The sequence below is a fragment of the Enterobacter quasimori genome, from assembly GCF_018597345.1.
Lineage (GTDB): Bacteria > Pseudomonadota > Gammaproteobacteria > Enterobacterales > Enterobacteriaceae > Enterobacter > Enterobacter mori.
In genome coordinates, this window is the sequence record NZ_JAHEVU010000001.1 from 480,318 (window position 1) to 495,106 (window position 14,789).

The 14,789-nt window shown below is 54.9% G+C and carries 12 protein-coding genes; 5 read left to right on the forward strand and 7 right to left on the reverse strand.

Going from position 1 to position 14,789, the window contains the following annotated elements; genetic code table 11:
* The first annotated feature begins 412 nt into the window (after positions 1-412).
* Positions 413-2,689: a primary-amine oxidase gene (tynA, locus tag KK102_RS02165; protein WP_216356849.1), complete on the forward strand. Its 2,277-nt coding sequence runs from the start codon at positions 413-415 to the stop codon at positions 2,687-2,689.
* Positions 2,690-2,812: 123 nt separating this feature from the next.
* Positions 2,813-3,919, forward strand: coding sequence for a GGDEF domain-containing protein (locus KK102_RS02170; RefSeq protein ID WP_216356850.1), 1,107 nt, complete (start codon positions 2,813-2,815; stop codon positions 3,917-3,919).
* A 100-nt stretch (positions 3,920-4,019) separates the two neighbouring features.
* Here KK102_RS02170 and KK102_RS02175 read toward each other — a convergent pair whose 3' ends face one another.
* The gene (locus KK102_RS02175) at positions 4,020-5,519 is read right to left on the reverse strand and encodes an aldehyde dehydrogenase family protein (protein ID WP_216356851.1); all 1,500 of its coding nucleotides are present in this window, start codon (positions 5,517-5,519) and stop codon (positions 4,020-4,022) included.
* A gap of 242 nt (positions 5,520-5,761) precedes the next feature.
* Here KK102_RS02175 and feaR point away from each other — a divergent pair, with 242 nt between their 5' ends.
* Positions 5,762-6,670, forward strand: a complete 909-nt coding sequence (gene feaR / locus KK102_RS02180; RefSeq protein WP_089598779.1) for a transcriptional regulator FeaR — start codon at positions 5,762-5,764, stop codon at positions 6,668-6,670.
* On the opposite strand, the gene KK102_RS02185 is transcribed toward feaR, so the two are convergent.
* The 5 genes from KK102_RS02185 to KK102_RS02205 form a co-directional block, all read right to left on the reverse strand.
* Complete coding sequence (locus KK102_RS02185; RefSeq protein ID WP_216356852.1) at positions 6,671-6,991, reverse strand: YdbL family probable chaperone protein; 321 nt, start codon at positions 6,989-6,991, stop codon at positions 6,671-6,673.
* A gap of 7 nt (positions 6,992-6,998) precedes the next feature.
* A complete protein-coding gene (locus tag KK102_RS02190; RefSeq protein ID WP_010430706.1) occupies positions 6,999-7,190 on the reverse strand; it encodes a YnbE family lipoprotein in 192 nt (63 codons plus the stop codon).
* The gene (locus KK102_RS02195) at positions 7,187-9,826 is read right to left on the reverse strand and encodes a YdbH family protein (protein WP_216356853.1); all 2,640 of its coding nucleotides are present in this window, start codon (positions 9,824-9,826) and stop codon (positions 7,187-7,189) included. The genes KK102_RS02190 and KK102_RS02195 overlap by 4 nt, the downstream gene beginning before the upstream one ends.
* Before the next feature lie 215 nt (positions 9,827-10,041).
* A complete protein-coding gene (locus tag KK102_RS02200) occupies positions 10,042-10,365 on the reverse strand; it encodes a hypothetical protein (protein ID WP_048030654.1) in 324 nt (107 codons plus the stop codon).
* 2 nt (positions 10,366-10,367) lie between these two features.
* Positions 10,368-11,123, reverse strand: a complete 756-nt coding sequence (locus KK102_RS02205) for a DUF4225 domain-containing protein (RefSeq protein ID WP_126544562.1) — start codon at positions 11,121-11,123, stop codon at positions 10,368-10,370.
* A gap of 323 nt (positions 11,124-11,446) precedes the next feature.
* Here KK102_RS02205 and KK102_RS02210 point away from each other — a divergent pair, with 323 nt between their 5' ends.
* Positions 11,447-12,436, forward strand: a complete 990-nt coding sequence (locus tag KK102_RS02210) for a 2-hydroxyacid dehydrogenase (RefSeq protein ID WP_216356854.1) — start codon at positions 11,447-11,449, stop codon at positions 12,434-12,436.
* A gap of 18 nt (positions 12,437-12,454) precedes the next feature.
* On the opposite strand, the gene KK102_RS02215 is transcribed toward KK102_RS02210, so the two are convergent.
* Entirely contained in the window at positions 12,455-13,660 is a 1,206-nt protein-coding gene (locus KK102_RS02215) for an MFS transporter (protein WP_216356855.1), read from the reverse strand.
* 434 nt (positions 13,661-14,094) lie between these two features.
* Here KK102_RS02215 and KK102_RS02220 point away from each other — a divergent pair, with 434 nt between their 5' ends.
* On the forward strand, positions 14,095-14,787 hold the full coding sequence (locus KK102_RS02220) for an MgtC family protein (protein ID WP_420842077.1): 693 nt from the start codon (positions 14,095-14,097) through the stop codon (positions 14,785-14,787).
* The last annotated feature ends 2 nt before the right edge of the window (positions 14,788-14,789 follow it).

Below are 14,789 nucleotides of genomic sequence, written 5' to 3' on the forward strand. Positions count from 1 at the left end.
GGGATGCAGGCTCATGCCCGCCCCGATAGCCTGAAGGAATAAGCTGAGGGCACCGCGAAGCGGCGATTTACCGCCGGGAGCCCGGGTCGCCAGGGTGGTGGCGATTGAGCCACCCTGGCACGTTCACAGGTCATGCAGTTTCAGAGTAGCAAGGAACATAAAGTGAACGGAATGACCACCAGAGCCGTATGTACCCCCTCACCCCAGCCCTCTCCCTCAAGGGAGAGGGGGTCGCCTGTGCTGACATCATTTGTGGGGAGAGGAAATGGCCCAGCATGTGATTTATCCCCGCTCTTTTTTTAACCTGGCAAGACCAACAAATAACCTGGCAGATGCAGGCAAACGCTTTTCTCATGGGCCTGTCAGGATAAGGCTGTCACAACACAATAAACACAACAAGATGAGGTCTACGATGGGAAGCAATTCTTCTTTTTCTGCCCGTAGAACGGCGCTGGCCATGGCCGTTGCGCTGTGTTGCGCCTGGCAATCCCCTGTTTTCGCCCACGGCAGCGAGGCGCATATGGTCCCAATGGACAAAACGCTGCAGGACTTTGGCGCGGACGTTCAGTGGGATGATTACGCACAGATGTTCACCATTGCGAAAGACGGTGCCTTTGTGAAGGTCAAACCGGGAGCAAAAACCGCCATCGTCAACGGTAAAACCCTCAAGCTTGAGGTACCGGTGGCGATGAAAGGCAAAAAAGCCTTTATCTCTGAGACCTTCATCAACGATGTTTTCCAGTCTGGCCTCGATCAGACCTTCCAGGTTGAAAAACGCCCTCACCCGTTAAACGCGCTAACGGCGGACGAAATTAAGCAAGCCGTTGAGATTGTGAAAACCTCGGCGGATTTTAAACCCAATACCCGCTTTACCCAGATCGCCCTTGCAGAGCCGGAGAAAGCCAAAGTGTGGGACTTTGTGCTCAACGGTACGGCAGTCGATTCCCCCCGCCTGGCGAAGATCGTCATGCTCGATGGCAAGCACGTTATCGAAAGCGTGGTGGGCTTGAAGGATAAAAAAATTCTGCGCTGGGAACCGGTAAAAGACGCGCACGGCATGGTTCTGCTGGATGACTTCGCCACGGTACAGCAGATCATCAACGAGAGCACCGAGTTTGCCGAAGTGCTGAAAAAGCGCGGTATCACCGATACGAAGAAAGTGATTACCACCCCGCTGACCGTCGGCTATTTCGACGGCAAGGACGGCCTGAAGCGGGAAGATCGCCTGCTGAAGGTGGTGAGCTATCTGGACGTGGGCGACGGCAACTACTGGGCGCACCCGATTGAGAACCTGGTCGCGGTTGTTGATCTTGAACAGAAGAAAATTCAGAAGATCGAAGAAGGCCCGGTCATCCCGGTTCCGCTCACCCCGCGCCCGTATGACGGCCGCGACCGGGTAGAAACGGTGAAAAAACCCCTGGAGATCGTCGAGCCGGAAGGCAAGAACTACACCATCACCGGCGATATGGTGCACTGGCAGAACTGGGATTTCCACCTGAGCCTGGACTCCCGCGTGGGCCCGATGATTTCAACCGTTACCTATAACGACAACGGCAAAAAACGCCAGGTGATGTATCAGGGTTCGCTCGGCGGCATGATCGTCCCTTACGGCGATCCGGACGTGGGCTGGTACTTTAAAGCCTATCTCGACTCCGGCGACTACGGCATGGGCACCCTGACCTCACCGCTGGTGCGCGGTAAAGACGTGCCGTCTAACGCCGTGATGCTCAATGAAACCATCCCGGACTACACCGGCGCGCCGATGGAGATCCCGCGCGCGATTGCGATTTTCGAACGCTACGCGGGGCCGGAATATAAGCATCAGGAGATGGGCCAACCGAACGTCAGCACCGAGCGACGCGAGCTGGTGGTGCGCTGGGTAAGTACCGTGGGCAACTACGATTACATCTTCGACTGGGTGTTTCATGAAAATGGCACCATCGGCATTGACGCCGGTGCAACGGGTATCGAGGCGGTAAAAGGCGTTCAGGCGAAAACCATGCATGATGCCACCGCCAAAGACGACACAAAATACGGCACGCTGATCGACCATAACATCGTCGGCACCACGCACCAACACATCTACAACTTCCGCCTGGATATGGATGTGGACGGCATCAACAACAAGCTGGTGGCGATGGACCCGGAAGTGAAGCCGAATACCGCCGGTGGCCCGCGCACCAGTACCATGCAGGTGAATCAGTACGATATTGACACCGAACAGCAGGCGGCGCAGAAGTTCGACCCAGGCACCATTCGGCTGCTGAGCAACACAAGTAAAGAGAACCGCATGGGCAACCCGGTTTCGTACCAGATTATCCCTTACGCGGGCGGTACGCACCCGGTGGCGACCGGCGCGAAATTTGCGCCGGACGAGTGGATCTACCATCGTCTCAGCTTTATGGACAAACAGCTGTGGGTGACGCGCTACCATCCGGATGAGCTCTACCCGGAAGGCAAATTCCCGAACCGCTCCATCCACGATACGGGGCTGGGGCAGTACAGCAAGGATAACGAGTCGCTCCACGACCAGGATGACGTGGTCTGGATGACCACCGGGACTACCCACGTCGCACGCGCGGAAGAGTGGCCGATCATGCCGACGGAATGGGTGCATACCCTGCTTAAACCGTGGAACTTCTTCGACGAGACGCCAACGCTCGGAAAGAAGAAAGACGAACAGAAATAAATAACGAACCGGGCGCAATGCCCGGTTTATTTTTCCCTTAAACTTTGAGGAATTGTCGACTCTGCTTATAGTTAGTGACATATCATCCACTTGTTTTCTCCCCTGGAAGGGAAAATGCCTCTCATGGAAAAAAGACACAACCCCCCCCCGGACCTTGCCACATGGCCAACCCGCAAATCGATGGTACTCCACGGTCTGGAAATGAACCTGTCATGGCTGGCATTTGTGAATGCGAGCTTTGCGCTCATGCTCCTGCTACGCAATACGTTATTTAACGATATTGATAACGTTTTACACGCAGGACAGCATCTCAGGTTGATGGTGGATACCTCAATGCTGGGAGTGATCATTCTGTCAGCGACGTTAGTGCTGATGGGCTGGCGGCACATGGCGGGCATTAGCGCCGTCTTGTTCATCTGCAGCCTGCTCTGGTCAGCGGCCTGCTATTGGTTAATCACCGTCGTGCAACTTCCTCACGCCTGGCCCATGTTCGCGGTTCTGTTGATGGCGGGGTTGACGGCGCTCTATTTTCATCCAGCGGGGCTGCTGGCTTTCGTTGTGCCTCTGTGGATTGCCCTACCCGTGGCCAGTATCACGCTGAATCAGGGCGTTAATCTGCGTTTTGGCGTGGTATGGGGGGTGTTTACGCTCATTCTGGTCTGCGGGCGTTTCATCCTGCTGAGCTGGTTTGAAGAAGCCTGGCGTCGCAACCAGCAGAACCAACTCTTGATTTCGCGTCTGGATGCGCTGGCGCATCAGGATCCCCTGACAAAAACGGCTAACCGCCGGGCGATGGAGCTGGTGCTGGAAAATGCGGTTGAGCAGGGAAAAGCCTTTACCCTGATTATGCTGGATGTCGATTACTTCAAGCGTTACAACGATACCTACGGCCATCAGGCCGGTGATGCGTGCCTGACTCGCGTGGCTGAGGTGCTTAAGAAATCGGTGCGAACCCCTGACGATGTGGTGTCACGCTATGGTGGCGAGGAGTTTGTGGTGATCCTGTTTAACTGCCCGGCAAACATCGCGGAAAAGGTTGCCCTGCGTATTCAGGACGGCCTGTGTACGGAAGCCATACCGCACGGCGCCTCTACGGTCAGCGACCATGTAACCGTAAGCATGGGGATTGCGAGCATGGCGGATGGGCTGGCCGGCACCGAGATCATCGCCCGCGCCGATGCCGCGCTGTACCGGGCAAAAGAGGCTGGGCGGAATCGGTGGTCGCTTTAAATAGAAGCCGGGTGGCGCTGCGCTTACCCGGCCTACGGGATCTCAGGAATATATTGGATTTGTAGGCCGGGTAAGGCGTAGCCGCCACCCGGCTTGTTTTTTAATACCGCACGCAAACCGATTTGGTTTCACACCAGCCGTCCAGCCAGTCCGGGCCGAAGTCACGCCCGGTACCAGACTGCTTCATGCCGCCGAATGGCAGGTTAGCGTCGATCAGCGTATGGCTGTTCACCCACACGGTGCCCGCCTGCAGCCTGTCAGTATATTCCAGCGCCTTGCTGATGTTCTGCGTCCAGACGCTGGCCGTCAGGCCATATTCGGTGTCGTTTGCCAGCTGGAGCGCCTCTTCTGCATCGGATACGCGCACCAGGTTGACCACCGGGCCAAACACCTCTTCGCGGGTCAGCCGCAGCGCGGCATCCGGGTTCACCACCAGCGTCGGCGATACGTAATACCCTTTGCCATCCGGGCCGCGGTTGCCGGTGATAAGCTCTGCGTTGCGTGCCGTCGCCTCATCCAGGAAGGTCTGCACCTTGTCGCAGTGCGCACGCGATACCAGCGGGTTGATAAACGCTTCCGGCGACATGCCCGGCCCGACGCTCAGGGATTTCACCGCCTGCTCAAACCCGCTCACCAGCGTGTCGAACAGCGGCGCTTCAATGTAGATACGTGAGCTTGCCGCACAGACCTGCCCCTGGTTCAGGAAGCTGCCGGTCATCAAGCCTTCGATCACCCACGCCGGGTCCGCATCTTTCAACACGATCGCCGGGTTTTTGCCGCCCAGCTCCAGGGTAACGCCCGTCAACGTATCCGCCGCCGCGCGCGCAATCTGTTTTCCCGTCGCGGTCGAGCCGGTGAAACTCACTTTTGCAATATGCGGATGCGAGGTCAACGCGGCGCCACATACCGCACCGCTCCCGGTCACCACGTTGAACACGCCATCCGGAATTCCCGCCTCACTCGCTAACTCCGCAACGCGCAGCAAGGTGAGCGGCGTGGTCTCTGAAGGTTTAATCACGATGGAACAGCCTGCCGCCAGCGCGGGCATCACTTTCCACATACCAATCATCAGCGGGAAGTTCCACGGCACAATCCCGGCAACGACGCCAACCGGCTCTTTGCGCGTCCACGCCTGATAGCGCGCGCCCTGAGGCAATGGAATGGAGAGATCGAGGGTTTTCCCTGCAATCTTGGTGGTCAGCCCGGCGGTATAGCGCATCCAGTTCAGGGTACAGCCCACTTCGAAGGCGCGGGAAATGTTGATCGATTTCCCCTGCTCCAGCGTTTCCAGCTGCGCCAGCTCCTCGCTGTGCTGTTCGACCAGATCGGCAAAACAGAGCAAGATGCGTTCACGCTCTGCCGGAAGTTTTCCAGCCCAGCTGCGGGCGACAAAGGCCCGCCAGCCGGACATCACCGCACGATCCACGTCATCGACGCTGGCATCCGCGGTTGAGGCAATCACCTCTCCCGTCGCCGGGTTGTAGACGTTCAGGCGCTTTTCGCTATCGGACGCAACCTGACGCCCTTCAATCCACAAGCCGTGATGGCGATCCATAAAACGCTGGACCTCGGGCAGGACGGCGACCTGTGATTCAGACATAGGGTACTCCTTCGTTATTCTTCGTAGGGTGTTTAATGCAGTCTACGAGGCGTTTCGCATTCCCGCTTTTGTCTGTGTGACATTCGCTTTGCCACCTGTGACAGGCTCCGCAAAACATGATAATTACCGCTTATAACGCTGTTACCGGTGAGTGTTCTTTCCTATAGTCAGCCTCATGGCTCTGACAAATTGCAACACAAATGCAACAATGCAAAAACATTGACGGTGCGGCGAGATAAACGATGGCATGTGCGAGCGAACAGGAAAAGTATCAGCAGTGGCTGGCGCAAATTAACCAGGTTTGCGGACGGTTTGACGCTCGCCCGTTAGAGGGCACATTCATTGGCGAACTGGAAACCAGCTACGCAAGAAGCCTGAAGCTCAGCACCGTGACCGCAGGCAACGTCAACCTGTTCCGCACCCGCCGGGAAATAAAAAACAGTAACGATGCCTGGTTCTACGCCGTGTTTCAGCTTGAAGGCGGTGCAGAGATTGAACAGGATGAACGACGTTCCATTCTCAATACCGGCGACATAACGCTCATCGACGCGTCACGCCCCTGCTCCATCTCCTGGCAGGATAAATCCCGCCAGATTTCACTCCTCGTGCCGCGTCAAATCATTGAGCAGCAGTGTCGTTTTCAGGAGGTGAGCTGCGCCCTGACGCTTTCGCGTAGCCTGCCGACCGTACAGCTGAGCCACCGCCTGTTGCAGGAGAGTATGGGAAATGCGGAGCTGAGCGACAGAGAGAGCGAAGCGGCGCTGGAGGCGATGGTCTGCCTGCTCCGTCCGGCCTTTCAGCAACGTGACGTCGTCCAGCCGCGAAAGGAACGCCAGTTCCAGCACGTCCTCTCGCTGATTGACGATCATATTCAGTCTGATGCCCTGCGACCGGAGTGGATTGCTACAGAGAGCGGGATGTCGGTACGTAGCCTGTACCGCATGTTTGCCGATAAGGGACTGGTCGTGGCACAGTACATCAAAAACCGCCGCCTGGACCTTTGCGCGCAGGTGTTGCGCTCCGCCAGCGATGATGAAAAGCTGGCGGGGATCGGCTACAGCTGGGGCTTTGCCGATCACAGCCATTTTTCGACGGCGTTTAAGCAGCGTTTTGGCGTGTCTCCGGGAGAGTATCGCAAGCGCTTCCGCTGATCACTTCTTCAGCCATTTACCGTTTATGCCCTTCACATATTCACCCGGCTGCGCGCGGGCAACCAGCTTTTGCCCCGCCATTTTTGCCACTTCATCAACAGGTAAGTTATTGCTGTCGGCAAGCTTCTGATAGCTTTCCGTGCGCGCCGCGTTAATGCGGCTAACCAGCGCCAGCGTTTCGGCATCGTGTGCGATCGGCGCGATATAGCCGCTCAGGGTCTCCCCCACGCGCCCCTGCGCACGGGCGTCATTCAGGGTAAGCGTTGCCGCCTGCACGTGCATTCCCAGCGCCAGTAAAATGAGAGCTAACGTTCGTTTCATGGCGTCCTCAGAACAGATCGCTGCGCGATTTCAGCAGGGTTTCAACGTCTTTATCGACCTTAATATGGATCTCGTGTTCGATTTTGACGTTCATGTTGATGGTAATCGGCTCCTTTGGCGCAGCGACTTCAATGCGCGGCGTACAGCCTGTCATCAGCGCGGCAACGGCAACGGTGAGCACACCAGCCATCTTTTTCATTGTTGTTCCTCACTTTCCTTGCCCGTCGAACTGCGGAGACCCGGTATCGCCGCATGTTGCTCAAACCATGTTTGCAGGTTGTCCCCAAAGCGCAGGCTGCGCCAGAGGGTAAATACGTTCTCTTCGTGGGTGTAATTCAGGTTCACGGAGCTGCTTTTGCCATCAACGCGGCTGGTGCCTTTAATGGTCGCCTGCAGCGTTAATACACCCAGATTATCTACATTGAGTTTTGTCCACGATTGGGAAATTTCCATATAGCGTAACCAGTTAATCGCCGCCCCTGCGACCATATTGTCTTTCACAATGGCATCAGCCGTGTCTTTGTCGAGACGCAGCGTCATCGGCCCCGGGTTGGTCAGCCAGCCATCTTTGATGATCCATTTTTCATTGTCCAGCCAGAACGGTAGCGCGCCGCTGACCGGCCCGGACATCGCAAACTGTTTCGGATTGACGGCGCTTACCAGTTCGCTGGACGAGATATTGTCCACGCGCAACAATGCCGGATCGTGCTGGGGCATCCTCAACTGCTGCATGGTGATTTTCCCGCCCAGTACCTCAACCTTAACGTTGGTGAGCAACAGCGGGTTCTCCTCGCTCCAGGGGTAGTCCCCCTGCAAATCCGCCGTTATATTCCTCGCCGTGACCAGGTTTTGCACCTCGCCAATACGCAACGTGACCGGCCCTCGCGTACCCAGCGACCATGTGCCTTCGCTGAAACGGAACGGCAGGACAAAGTCGATACCGTTAATCTGGTTATCCGGCATCCAGACGCTGCCGGATTTCAGCACCCCGTGTCCGCCCGCCTCAAAGCCCTGACCGGCCGCAGCCGAGAAGGCAACCTGGGCATACAGTTCGCCATCGTGCAGCGTCATTTTCCAGTCTGGTGGGATCAGCGGCTGGAACACGGTGAGCGACTGTTTCGGCCACCAGGCCTGACCACGAAGGCGTTCGCCGTCCCAGCGTCCATTGACCTGTACCGGACCAATTTTGTCGGCATGGAGGTCGCCCTTAAACTGAAAGAGTGTCGGATCGGTGCCATCAACGCTGAAGCTCAGCACCGAAGGCGGCAGTACGCTTCCGCCGGAGAACGTTGTTTGTCCGGCATTCAGCGCTAAAGCGCCGCTAAAGGAGGGTTTGGCCGGATCGCGGTTCCAGCGAACGGGGGTATCCAGGACCAGGCGCGGTTCACCTACCGTCATGGTGCCGTACTGGAGCTTGTCGAATCCGGTCGAGAGTTCGGTTAACTCAATAAGCGCGTCGCGCCACTCGCCTTTACCGGCGACATCCCAGCGCGCGTGCATAGGCGTAAAGCTCCCTTTTCCCCAGTAGCGCCACTGCCACAGGCCATTATCAGGTAAAAAGTCGTTGGCCTGACCGTCCAGGTGCAGTTCGAAATCGCCCATTTCATTTTCATGCGCGCGCAGAATAGCCTGAAGTCGGCCATCAACGCCTTTTTGCGTGAGCTTCACGCCCGCCAGCGGCCAGCGGATTTCATCAATATCCAGCGAATCGATAATGCGACCGCGCGAACGCAGCAGCGCGCCGGGTTCAAAGGAAAGCTGCGGATCGTTGAGGCTTCCGGTCAGTTTGGCCGGGAGTTTGGCATAGAGAATGAGATCGTTTTGTTTCGCCTCGCCGCTCAAATACAGCGGCATATCGCTGTTTTCCATGCTAAGCGAACCCGGGCCAATATTCAGCACCGCATTACCTTTGCCCGCATCGCCCTGCGTGAGCACATTCAGTCGCCCGGAAACGGTGGCTTTTTCCAGCCCCTGCTGCCAGTTATCAATACGCAGGCCAACCCGCCCGCTCAGCGGCAGGCCGGGCAGCGCCCAGTTCCAGCGTCCGTCGCTGATATTCAGCCGTTCGGCTGTAATCTGCCACGGCAGGTCGAGCAGCGGATCGGGATTGTCCCGCGCCATCACCACCAGTTGCCCCTGATTGTCTTCCCAGTCCAGATCGGCATCGACCAGAGAGGACAACTGCGGCACGTTAAAGGTGGCAACGGCGTGCCCTTTCACCGGCACACCGTCCGGCACCAGCGGCAGGGTAAATTTCCCGACCAGTTTGACAGGCTGTGCCTGGTCTGGAAGGCGAATATCGAACTGACTGACAGAGAGAGTTTGTCCGCGTAGCTGGCCTTTAATGCTGACCTGTTCGCCTTTATAGGTAATTTCCTGACTGGCGGGCGTGAGTGACGCATGAAGTTCGCCCTCCCACTGCTGCCAGGGGGCAAGAGAAAGACGATGCACCGTCAGCCAGGTATTCGGTAACACCGCCTGCCACTGGGCCAGCGTTTTGGGTGCCACCGTCGACGGCGCAGATTGAGGGAGTTTGCTGAGGCAGACGGAGTTAAGCTCAAGGGTGCCTACATCAAGCTTCCAGCGGCTTGGGTGTGACAACGTCACGTTATCGATACGCGCAATTTCACACTCATCCACCAGATAACGAAGATCGGGGATCACCAGCGCGTGACGGGTGAGTTTTGGGCTTTCCTCGAAAGCGATACGCGTTCCGACGGGGAGCCAGATCCCGGCGAGCGTTGGCACCCACTGGGCGAGCGTCATCAGCAGCGTCAGCGGCAACAGTATGAACAGCAGTAAAAGCGCAATCGCGGCTTTGTATTTACCCTTCATGGGCAGTTAATATCCTGATTTAGCGAAAGAATTAAGCCGGCAGTGCCGATCATTGTCGCATGTTTAGCGGTTGAGTTGAAGTTAACGCCAAGATTAAGGATAGATGCTGTAAATAGTATGAGGTAACTTTTTTGCTATGCGTAACCTAAAGAACACAATTTAGATTCAGTGGGTTACGCATAATTTCAGGCGAAGAAGCCGGAATAACTGCGTAATTAATACCTGTTCCTGGGCATTGCCAGCAGGTAAAGCATTGCGAATATCAATGACCCCCAGTACACCGAGTCGTACCGCCAGGGATCAAAATCGATATGTAAAAAACCGCGAACAAAATCATAGCCGTTGGCAAAAACGTTAATCTGGATGGCTGCAATGGCTATCACAAACAGCGTATAGGCAATGAACAGAGGATATTTACGAAGCCTGTTGACCTTGAGTTTCCCGAGGTACAACAAGCAAAAAATGACAATAGATACAATAAAATAGCACACAGCAGGTAGAATCGGTGGGGTTAATGACAACTCGAACTGTTCCGACATAATTAATTCTCTTTAGCTATCTGGTACATCTGCCAACCTGTGACGCTTCCACTGGTTAAATCCAGAGCCATAGCTGTTTTAGAAGCCTCTTGCCATCCTCTGATATAATCAGATTCAATGTTGCGAAACAGACTCCAGGATTTTTCTCTGGGAGCCAGAACTTTTCTGCCCGCGCCATAGGCTGATAAAGAGATATCAACTACACCATAGACAATATCAGCTTCATTATTCCCATAGCCGAGCTTCGCTGCTGCGTAGCGATAAGCATCTCTTAGCGTGCCAGACCGATCTTCACGATAGAGGAGATAGTATCCATTTTCATACATGTTGTTTAGCCCATGAGTAATCATAGGTGCACCATAGGCAGCACAGGCAAGACCCAGCGAACCGACGCATAAACTAGCGCCCCCATACACTTGCGCCCCACCGGCAACGAAACCGATCTGTTTAAGCGCTAACGTCGTCGTTGTTGTCCGATTTTTTTCAACAACAATGAATAATTTAGCCTTATTGAAGGTAAGTAAGTCATCTTGTTCCTTAAGATGATGTATCTGTTCATCAAGAACTTGAATCCCGCCTGACCAAGTCAAGCAATGCGATTCGATCTCCCTTCTCAAACGAGCAACTAGTTGTTGAGTTTCAAAAAACATGCCAGAGGTACCATAAAGCAAATGCTTTGTGGCAATTCGCTGCGCAAGATTTTCAATCTCTGAGGCTTTCTCCTCGAAATGACTTTTTCCCCGATTATGGTTGTACATTCGGTCTCCCTGTCATTTTTAAACAATAACGATAATACTACCTTTGATGTTAATACATTCAAAGAGCTACGCAATATCAATAACTACGCATGGTCACGTTTTCAGGCATTGGTAAACCACTTGAGTCTCCCCAATATTAAAACTAACAGACATGTCTCTGGTATCCCCCCCTTAAGAAAGCGTTAGATATGAGTATCATGGAGTTAGGGTGCACATATGTTCTAGAATAATTGATAGAACTTATTGAATTCAATAATATTTTAGAAATTGTAAGATTATTTTAATCATGCTAACGTGAATGCAAAATCACTGGAGAAAGTCTTATGAAACTCGCGGTATATAGCACAAAGCAGTACGACAAAAAGTATCTGCAACATGTTAACGAGGCTTACGGGTTTGAGCTTGAATTTTTCGACTTTCTGCTGTCCGAAAAAACCGCCAAAACGGCGCACGGCTGTGAAGGCGTCTGCATTTTTGTGAACGATGATGGCAGTCGTCCGGTGCTGGAAGAGCTGAAAAAGCATGGGGTGAAGTATATCGCCCTGCGCTGTGCAGGCTTCAATAACGTGGACCTCGACGCGGCGAAGGAGCTGGGTCTGAGGGTGGTACGCGTTCCGGCATACTCCCCGGAAGCGGTCGCGGAACATGCCATCGGCATGATGATGTCCCTGAACCGACGTATTCACCGCGCTTATCAGCGCACCCGTGATGCCAACTTCTCGCTGGAAGGCCTGACGGGCTTTACCATGTACGGTAAAACCGCTGGCGTTATCGGCACCGGCAAAATTGGCGTGGCTGCCCTGAGGATCCTGAAAGGCTTTGGTATGCGCCTGCTGGCGTTTGATCCGTACCCAAGCGCAGCCGCGCTGGATCTGGGCGTGGAGTATGTTGACCTGCCGACGCTGTTCTCCCAGTCTGACGTGATCTCCCTGCACTGCCCGCTGACGCCGGAAAACTACCACCTGCTTAACCAGGCGGCGTTTGACCAGATGAAAGATGGCGTGATGATCATCAACACCAGCCGCGGCGGACTGGTTGACTCTCAGGCCGCTATCGAAGCGCTGAAGACCCAGAAAATTGGCGCGCTGGGCATGGACGTGTATGAGAACGAACGTGACCTGTTCTTTGAAGACAAGTCCAACGACGTGATTCAGGACGACGTGTTCCGCCGCCTGTCTGCCTGCCATAACGTGCTGTTTACCGGACACCAAGCGTTTCTGACGGCCGAAGCGTTAATCAGTATTTCAGAAACCACGCTGGGTAACCTGCAGCAGTTGGAAAAAGGTGAAGCCTGCCCTAACGAGCTGGCTTAAGCGTTTCGCCGGGTGGGGCTATGCTTCACCCGGCGCAGGTATTTCCCTGGTCCGTTGAGCACATCGCCACCAGAGCAGGACGGCAACAAGGGCAATCGCGCTCAGTACACTGAATGCCGTCGCAAACGAGTAATGACCGGCGATCGTCCCGGTTAATGCCGGGCTCATGGATGCCCCAACCCCCTGCATCAGCATCACCACACTCTGCCCGGCATTGACGTGCCCACTCCCACGCAAAAGCACCACAATAAACGACGGTACCACGACGCCCAGGATCCCGGCAGCCAGACCGTCGAGGATTTGTACCGGGATCATCATCAGAGGCGCGTCCGTAGACGCCGCCAGCGCAGCGCGCACCGGCATGACCAGCAGCGCCAGCATAATTAAGCGCCAGTAGCCGTAGCGTTCAACCCGGCCTGCGACCCAAAGTGCTACGGGGATCATCACGGCCTGAGAGATGATGACGGTACCTGCGGCATACAAACCGGGGTTGATCGAGGCGGGTGCCGCTGCAACCCCCATGCTCAGCATCGGCAAAAGCGCAGCGTTCGCAAGGTGGAACAGCAGTAGCGTCAGCCCGGTCACAAATAGCGCGCGGTTTTTAATCAGCACCGCAAAGCCCGGCACTGGCAGGTTCGCTGAAGAGGAGAGTCCACGCGCCGCGTCGTTGTCGATGTCTTCGTTGCGGATGGCAAGCAGCGCGCAGAGCGTGAGCAGCGTCGTACAGGTCATCAGCAGGAAAATCCCCCCGACGCCCCAGTACCAGGCAATTCCGCCTGCAATCAGTGCAGTCAGGAAATTGCCCGCGTGATTAAACGCCTCGTTTTTGCCCATCTGCGCGCTGAACCCGCCCTGACCGGTCAGGCCCAGCGTAATCCCGGCAATCAGCGGCCCCACAAACGCCGCGCAGATGCCGGTGATCATTTGCGAAGCGGCGACAACGCCAGTTTGCTGGCTAAACCAGAGCAGCAACGTGCTCAGGGTGATCAAGATGCAGACCAGTGCCAGCACGGAGCGTTTGTTCCGGGAGGTATCGGTGATAAAACCAGCCGGAAGCGTGGCCAGCAACCCCGCCAGCCCACCGGCCGTCATCAGGATGCCGATACTATCGGGGCTCCAGTGGCGTTCAGTCAGAAAGATGCCGAGAAAGGGACCGAGGCCATCACGGACATCGGCAATGAAAAAACTTGTCAGGCATAACGCCCGCAGCGAACGAAGAGACATACTTCCTGCCTTTGCATGTTATCGCCTGTAGTGAAGAGAATGCAGTATACGGGATAGCGTGGAAAATCAGATGACGGCTTAAAAAAACGTTTTTCCTGAACTTAAACGATTCATAAAGAACGCTGCTTTTTCGCTTTACTCACTATAAAGCGTGATTATACTGGCAAGAAATCTTACAGGAGCCCTTCGTTGGAAAGTCATTTTATAGTGAATACGAAGGTAAGCTAACGCGATATTTTCGCTGCTTACCCTCACGGTGGGCAGCAATCTCCTTTCAGCGATTGCATCCCGACACAATACGTACCGCTTAATTTGTGGGTAATCGCGATGTTCATGTTTAATAACACCCTCTTCCCGCCACCTTCGTCCTGACAGACATAGCGTTTAACGGTGTCACTGTGCTTTACGCCGCACTGATGCTTCTTATTTGAAATATGTTAACAGGCGACAGGCTTATGTTCCCTTATATCTCTCATCTGCTCGCAGCGATGCTGCTGGGCGCGATTATTGGCGCGGAAAGACAATGGCGTCAGCGAATGGCCGGGCTTAGAACCAATGCTCTGGTTGCCACCGGCGCGGCGGTGTTTATTTTGAGTTCCGTATCCACCTCGCCCGATAGCCCAGGACGCATCGCGGCGCAGATTGTCTCCGGAATAGGATTTCTTGGGGCTGGCGTGATCATGCGTGAAGGAATGAATATTCGTGGGTTAAATACCGCCGCAACGCTGTGGTGCTCTGCCGGTATAGGCGTATTATGCGGATTAGGCCAGTTCTGGAACGCCGCCATGGCCAGCTTAATTATTCTGTGCGCCAACATATTGCTTCGCGAAGCCGCTCAACGCATTAATCAGGTTCCTGCGGTTAATGAGGGTGAGAAATGCTACATCCTGAAAATCACCTGCAGTGACGAACATGGTGTCGTCGTACGGCAGCGCGTGGTAAATATGGCAAAAGAGTTGACGTTAGGCCTGAAAGCGATTTCTTCAGCTACGACGGAAATAACAGGAACCACGGAAATACGGGCCGAAGTCATGACTCGAGAGGAATATCGAAAATTACTCGATCTGATTATGGGCAACATTGGTGGGAATAAAATTATCGCCTCCGTAAGCTGCCAGGCTATATAAAA

Coding starts and splice junctions, on each gene's coding strand:
- KK102_RS02200 (WP_048030654.1), bottom strand. CDS start 10,365: ATGTCGGAACAGTTCGAGTTGTCATTAACCCCACCGATTCTACCTGCT.
- feaR (WP_089598779.1), top strand. CDS start 5,762: ATGGCATGTGCGAGCGAACAGGAAAAGTATCAGCAGTGGCTGGCGCAA.
- KK102_RS02175 (WP_216356851.1), bottom strand. CDS start 5,519: ATGTCTGAATCACAGGTCGCCGTCCTGCCCGAGGTCCAGCGTTTTATG.
- KK102_RS02185 (WP_216356852.1), bottom strand. CDS start 6,991: ATGAAACGAACGTTAGCTCTCATTTTACTGGCGCTGGGAATGCACGTG.
- KK102_RS02170 (WP_216356850.1), top strand. CDS start 2,813: ATGGAAAAAAGACACAACCCCCCCCCGGACCTTGCCACATGGCCAACC.
- KK102_RS02190 (WP_010430706.1), bottom strand. CDS start 7,190: ATGAAAAAGATGGCTGGTGTGCTCACCGTTGCCGTTGCCGCGCTGATG.
- KK102_RS02205 (WP_126544562.1), bottom strand. CDS start 11,123: ATGTACAACCATAATCGGGGAAAAAGTCATTTCGAGGAGAAAGCCTCA.
- KK102_RS02195 (WP_216356853.1), bottom strand. CDS start 9,826: ATGAAGGGTAAATACAAAGCCGCGATTGCGCTTTTACTGCTGTTCATA.
- KK102_RS02215 (WP_216356855.1), bottom strand. CDS start 13,660: ATGTCTCTTCGTTCGCTGCGGGCGTTATGCCTGACAAGTTTTTTCATT.
- KK102_RS02210 (WP_216356854.1), top strand. CDS start 11,447: ATGAAACTCGCGGTATATAGCACAAAGCAGTACGACAAAAAGTATCTG.
- KK102_RS02220 (WP_420842077.1), top strand. CDS start 14,095: ATGTTAACAGGCGACAGGCTTATGTTCCCTTATATCTCTCATCTGCTC.
- tynA (WP_216356849.1), top strand. CDS start 413: ATGGGAAGCAATTCTTCTTTTTCTGCCCGTAGAACGGCGCTGGCCATG.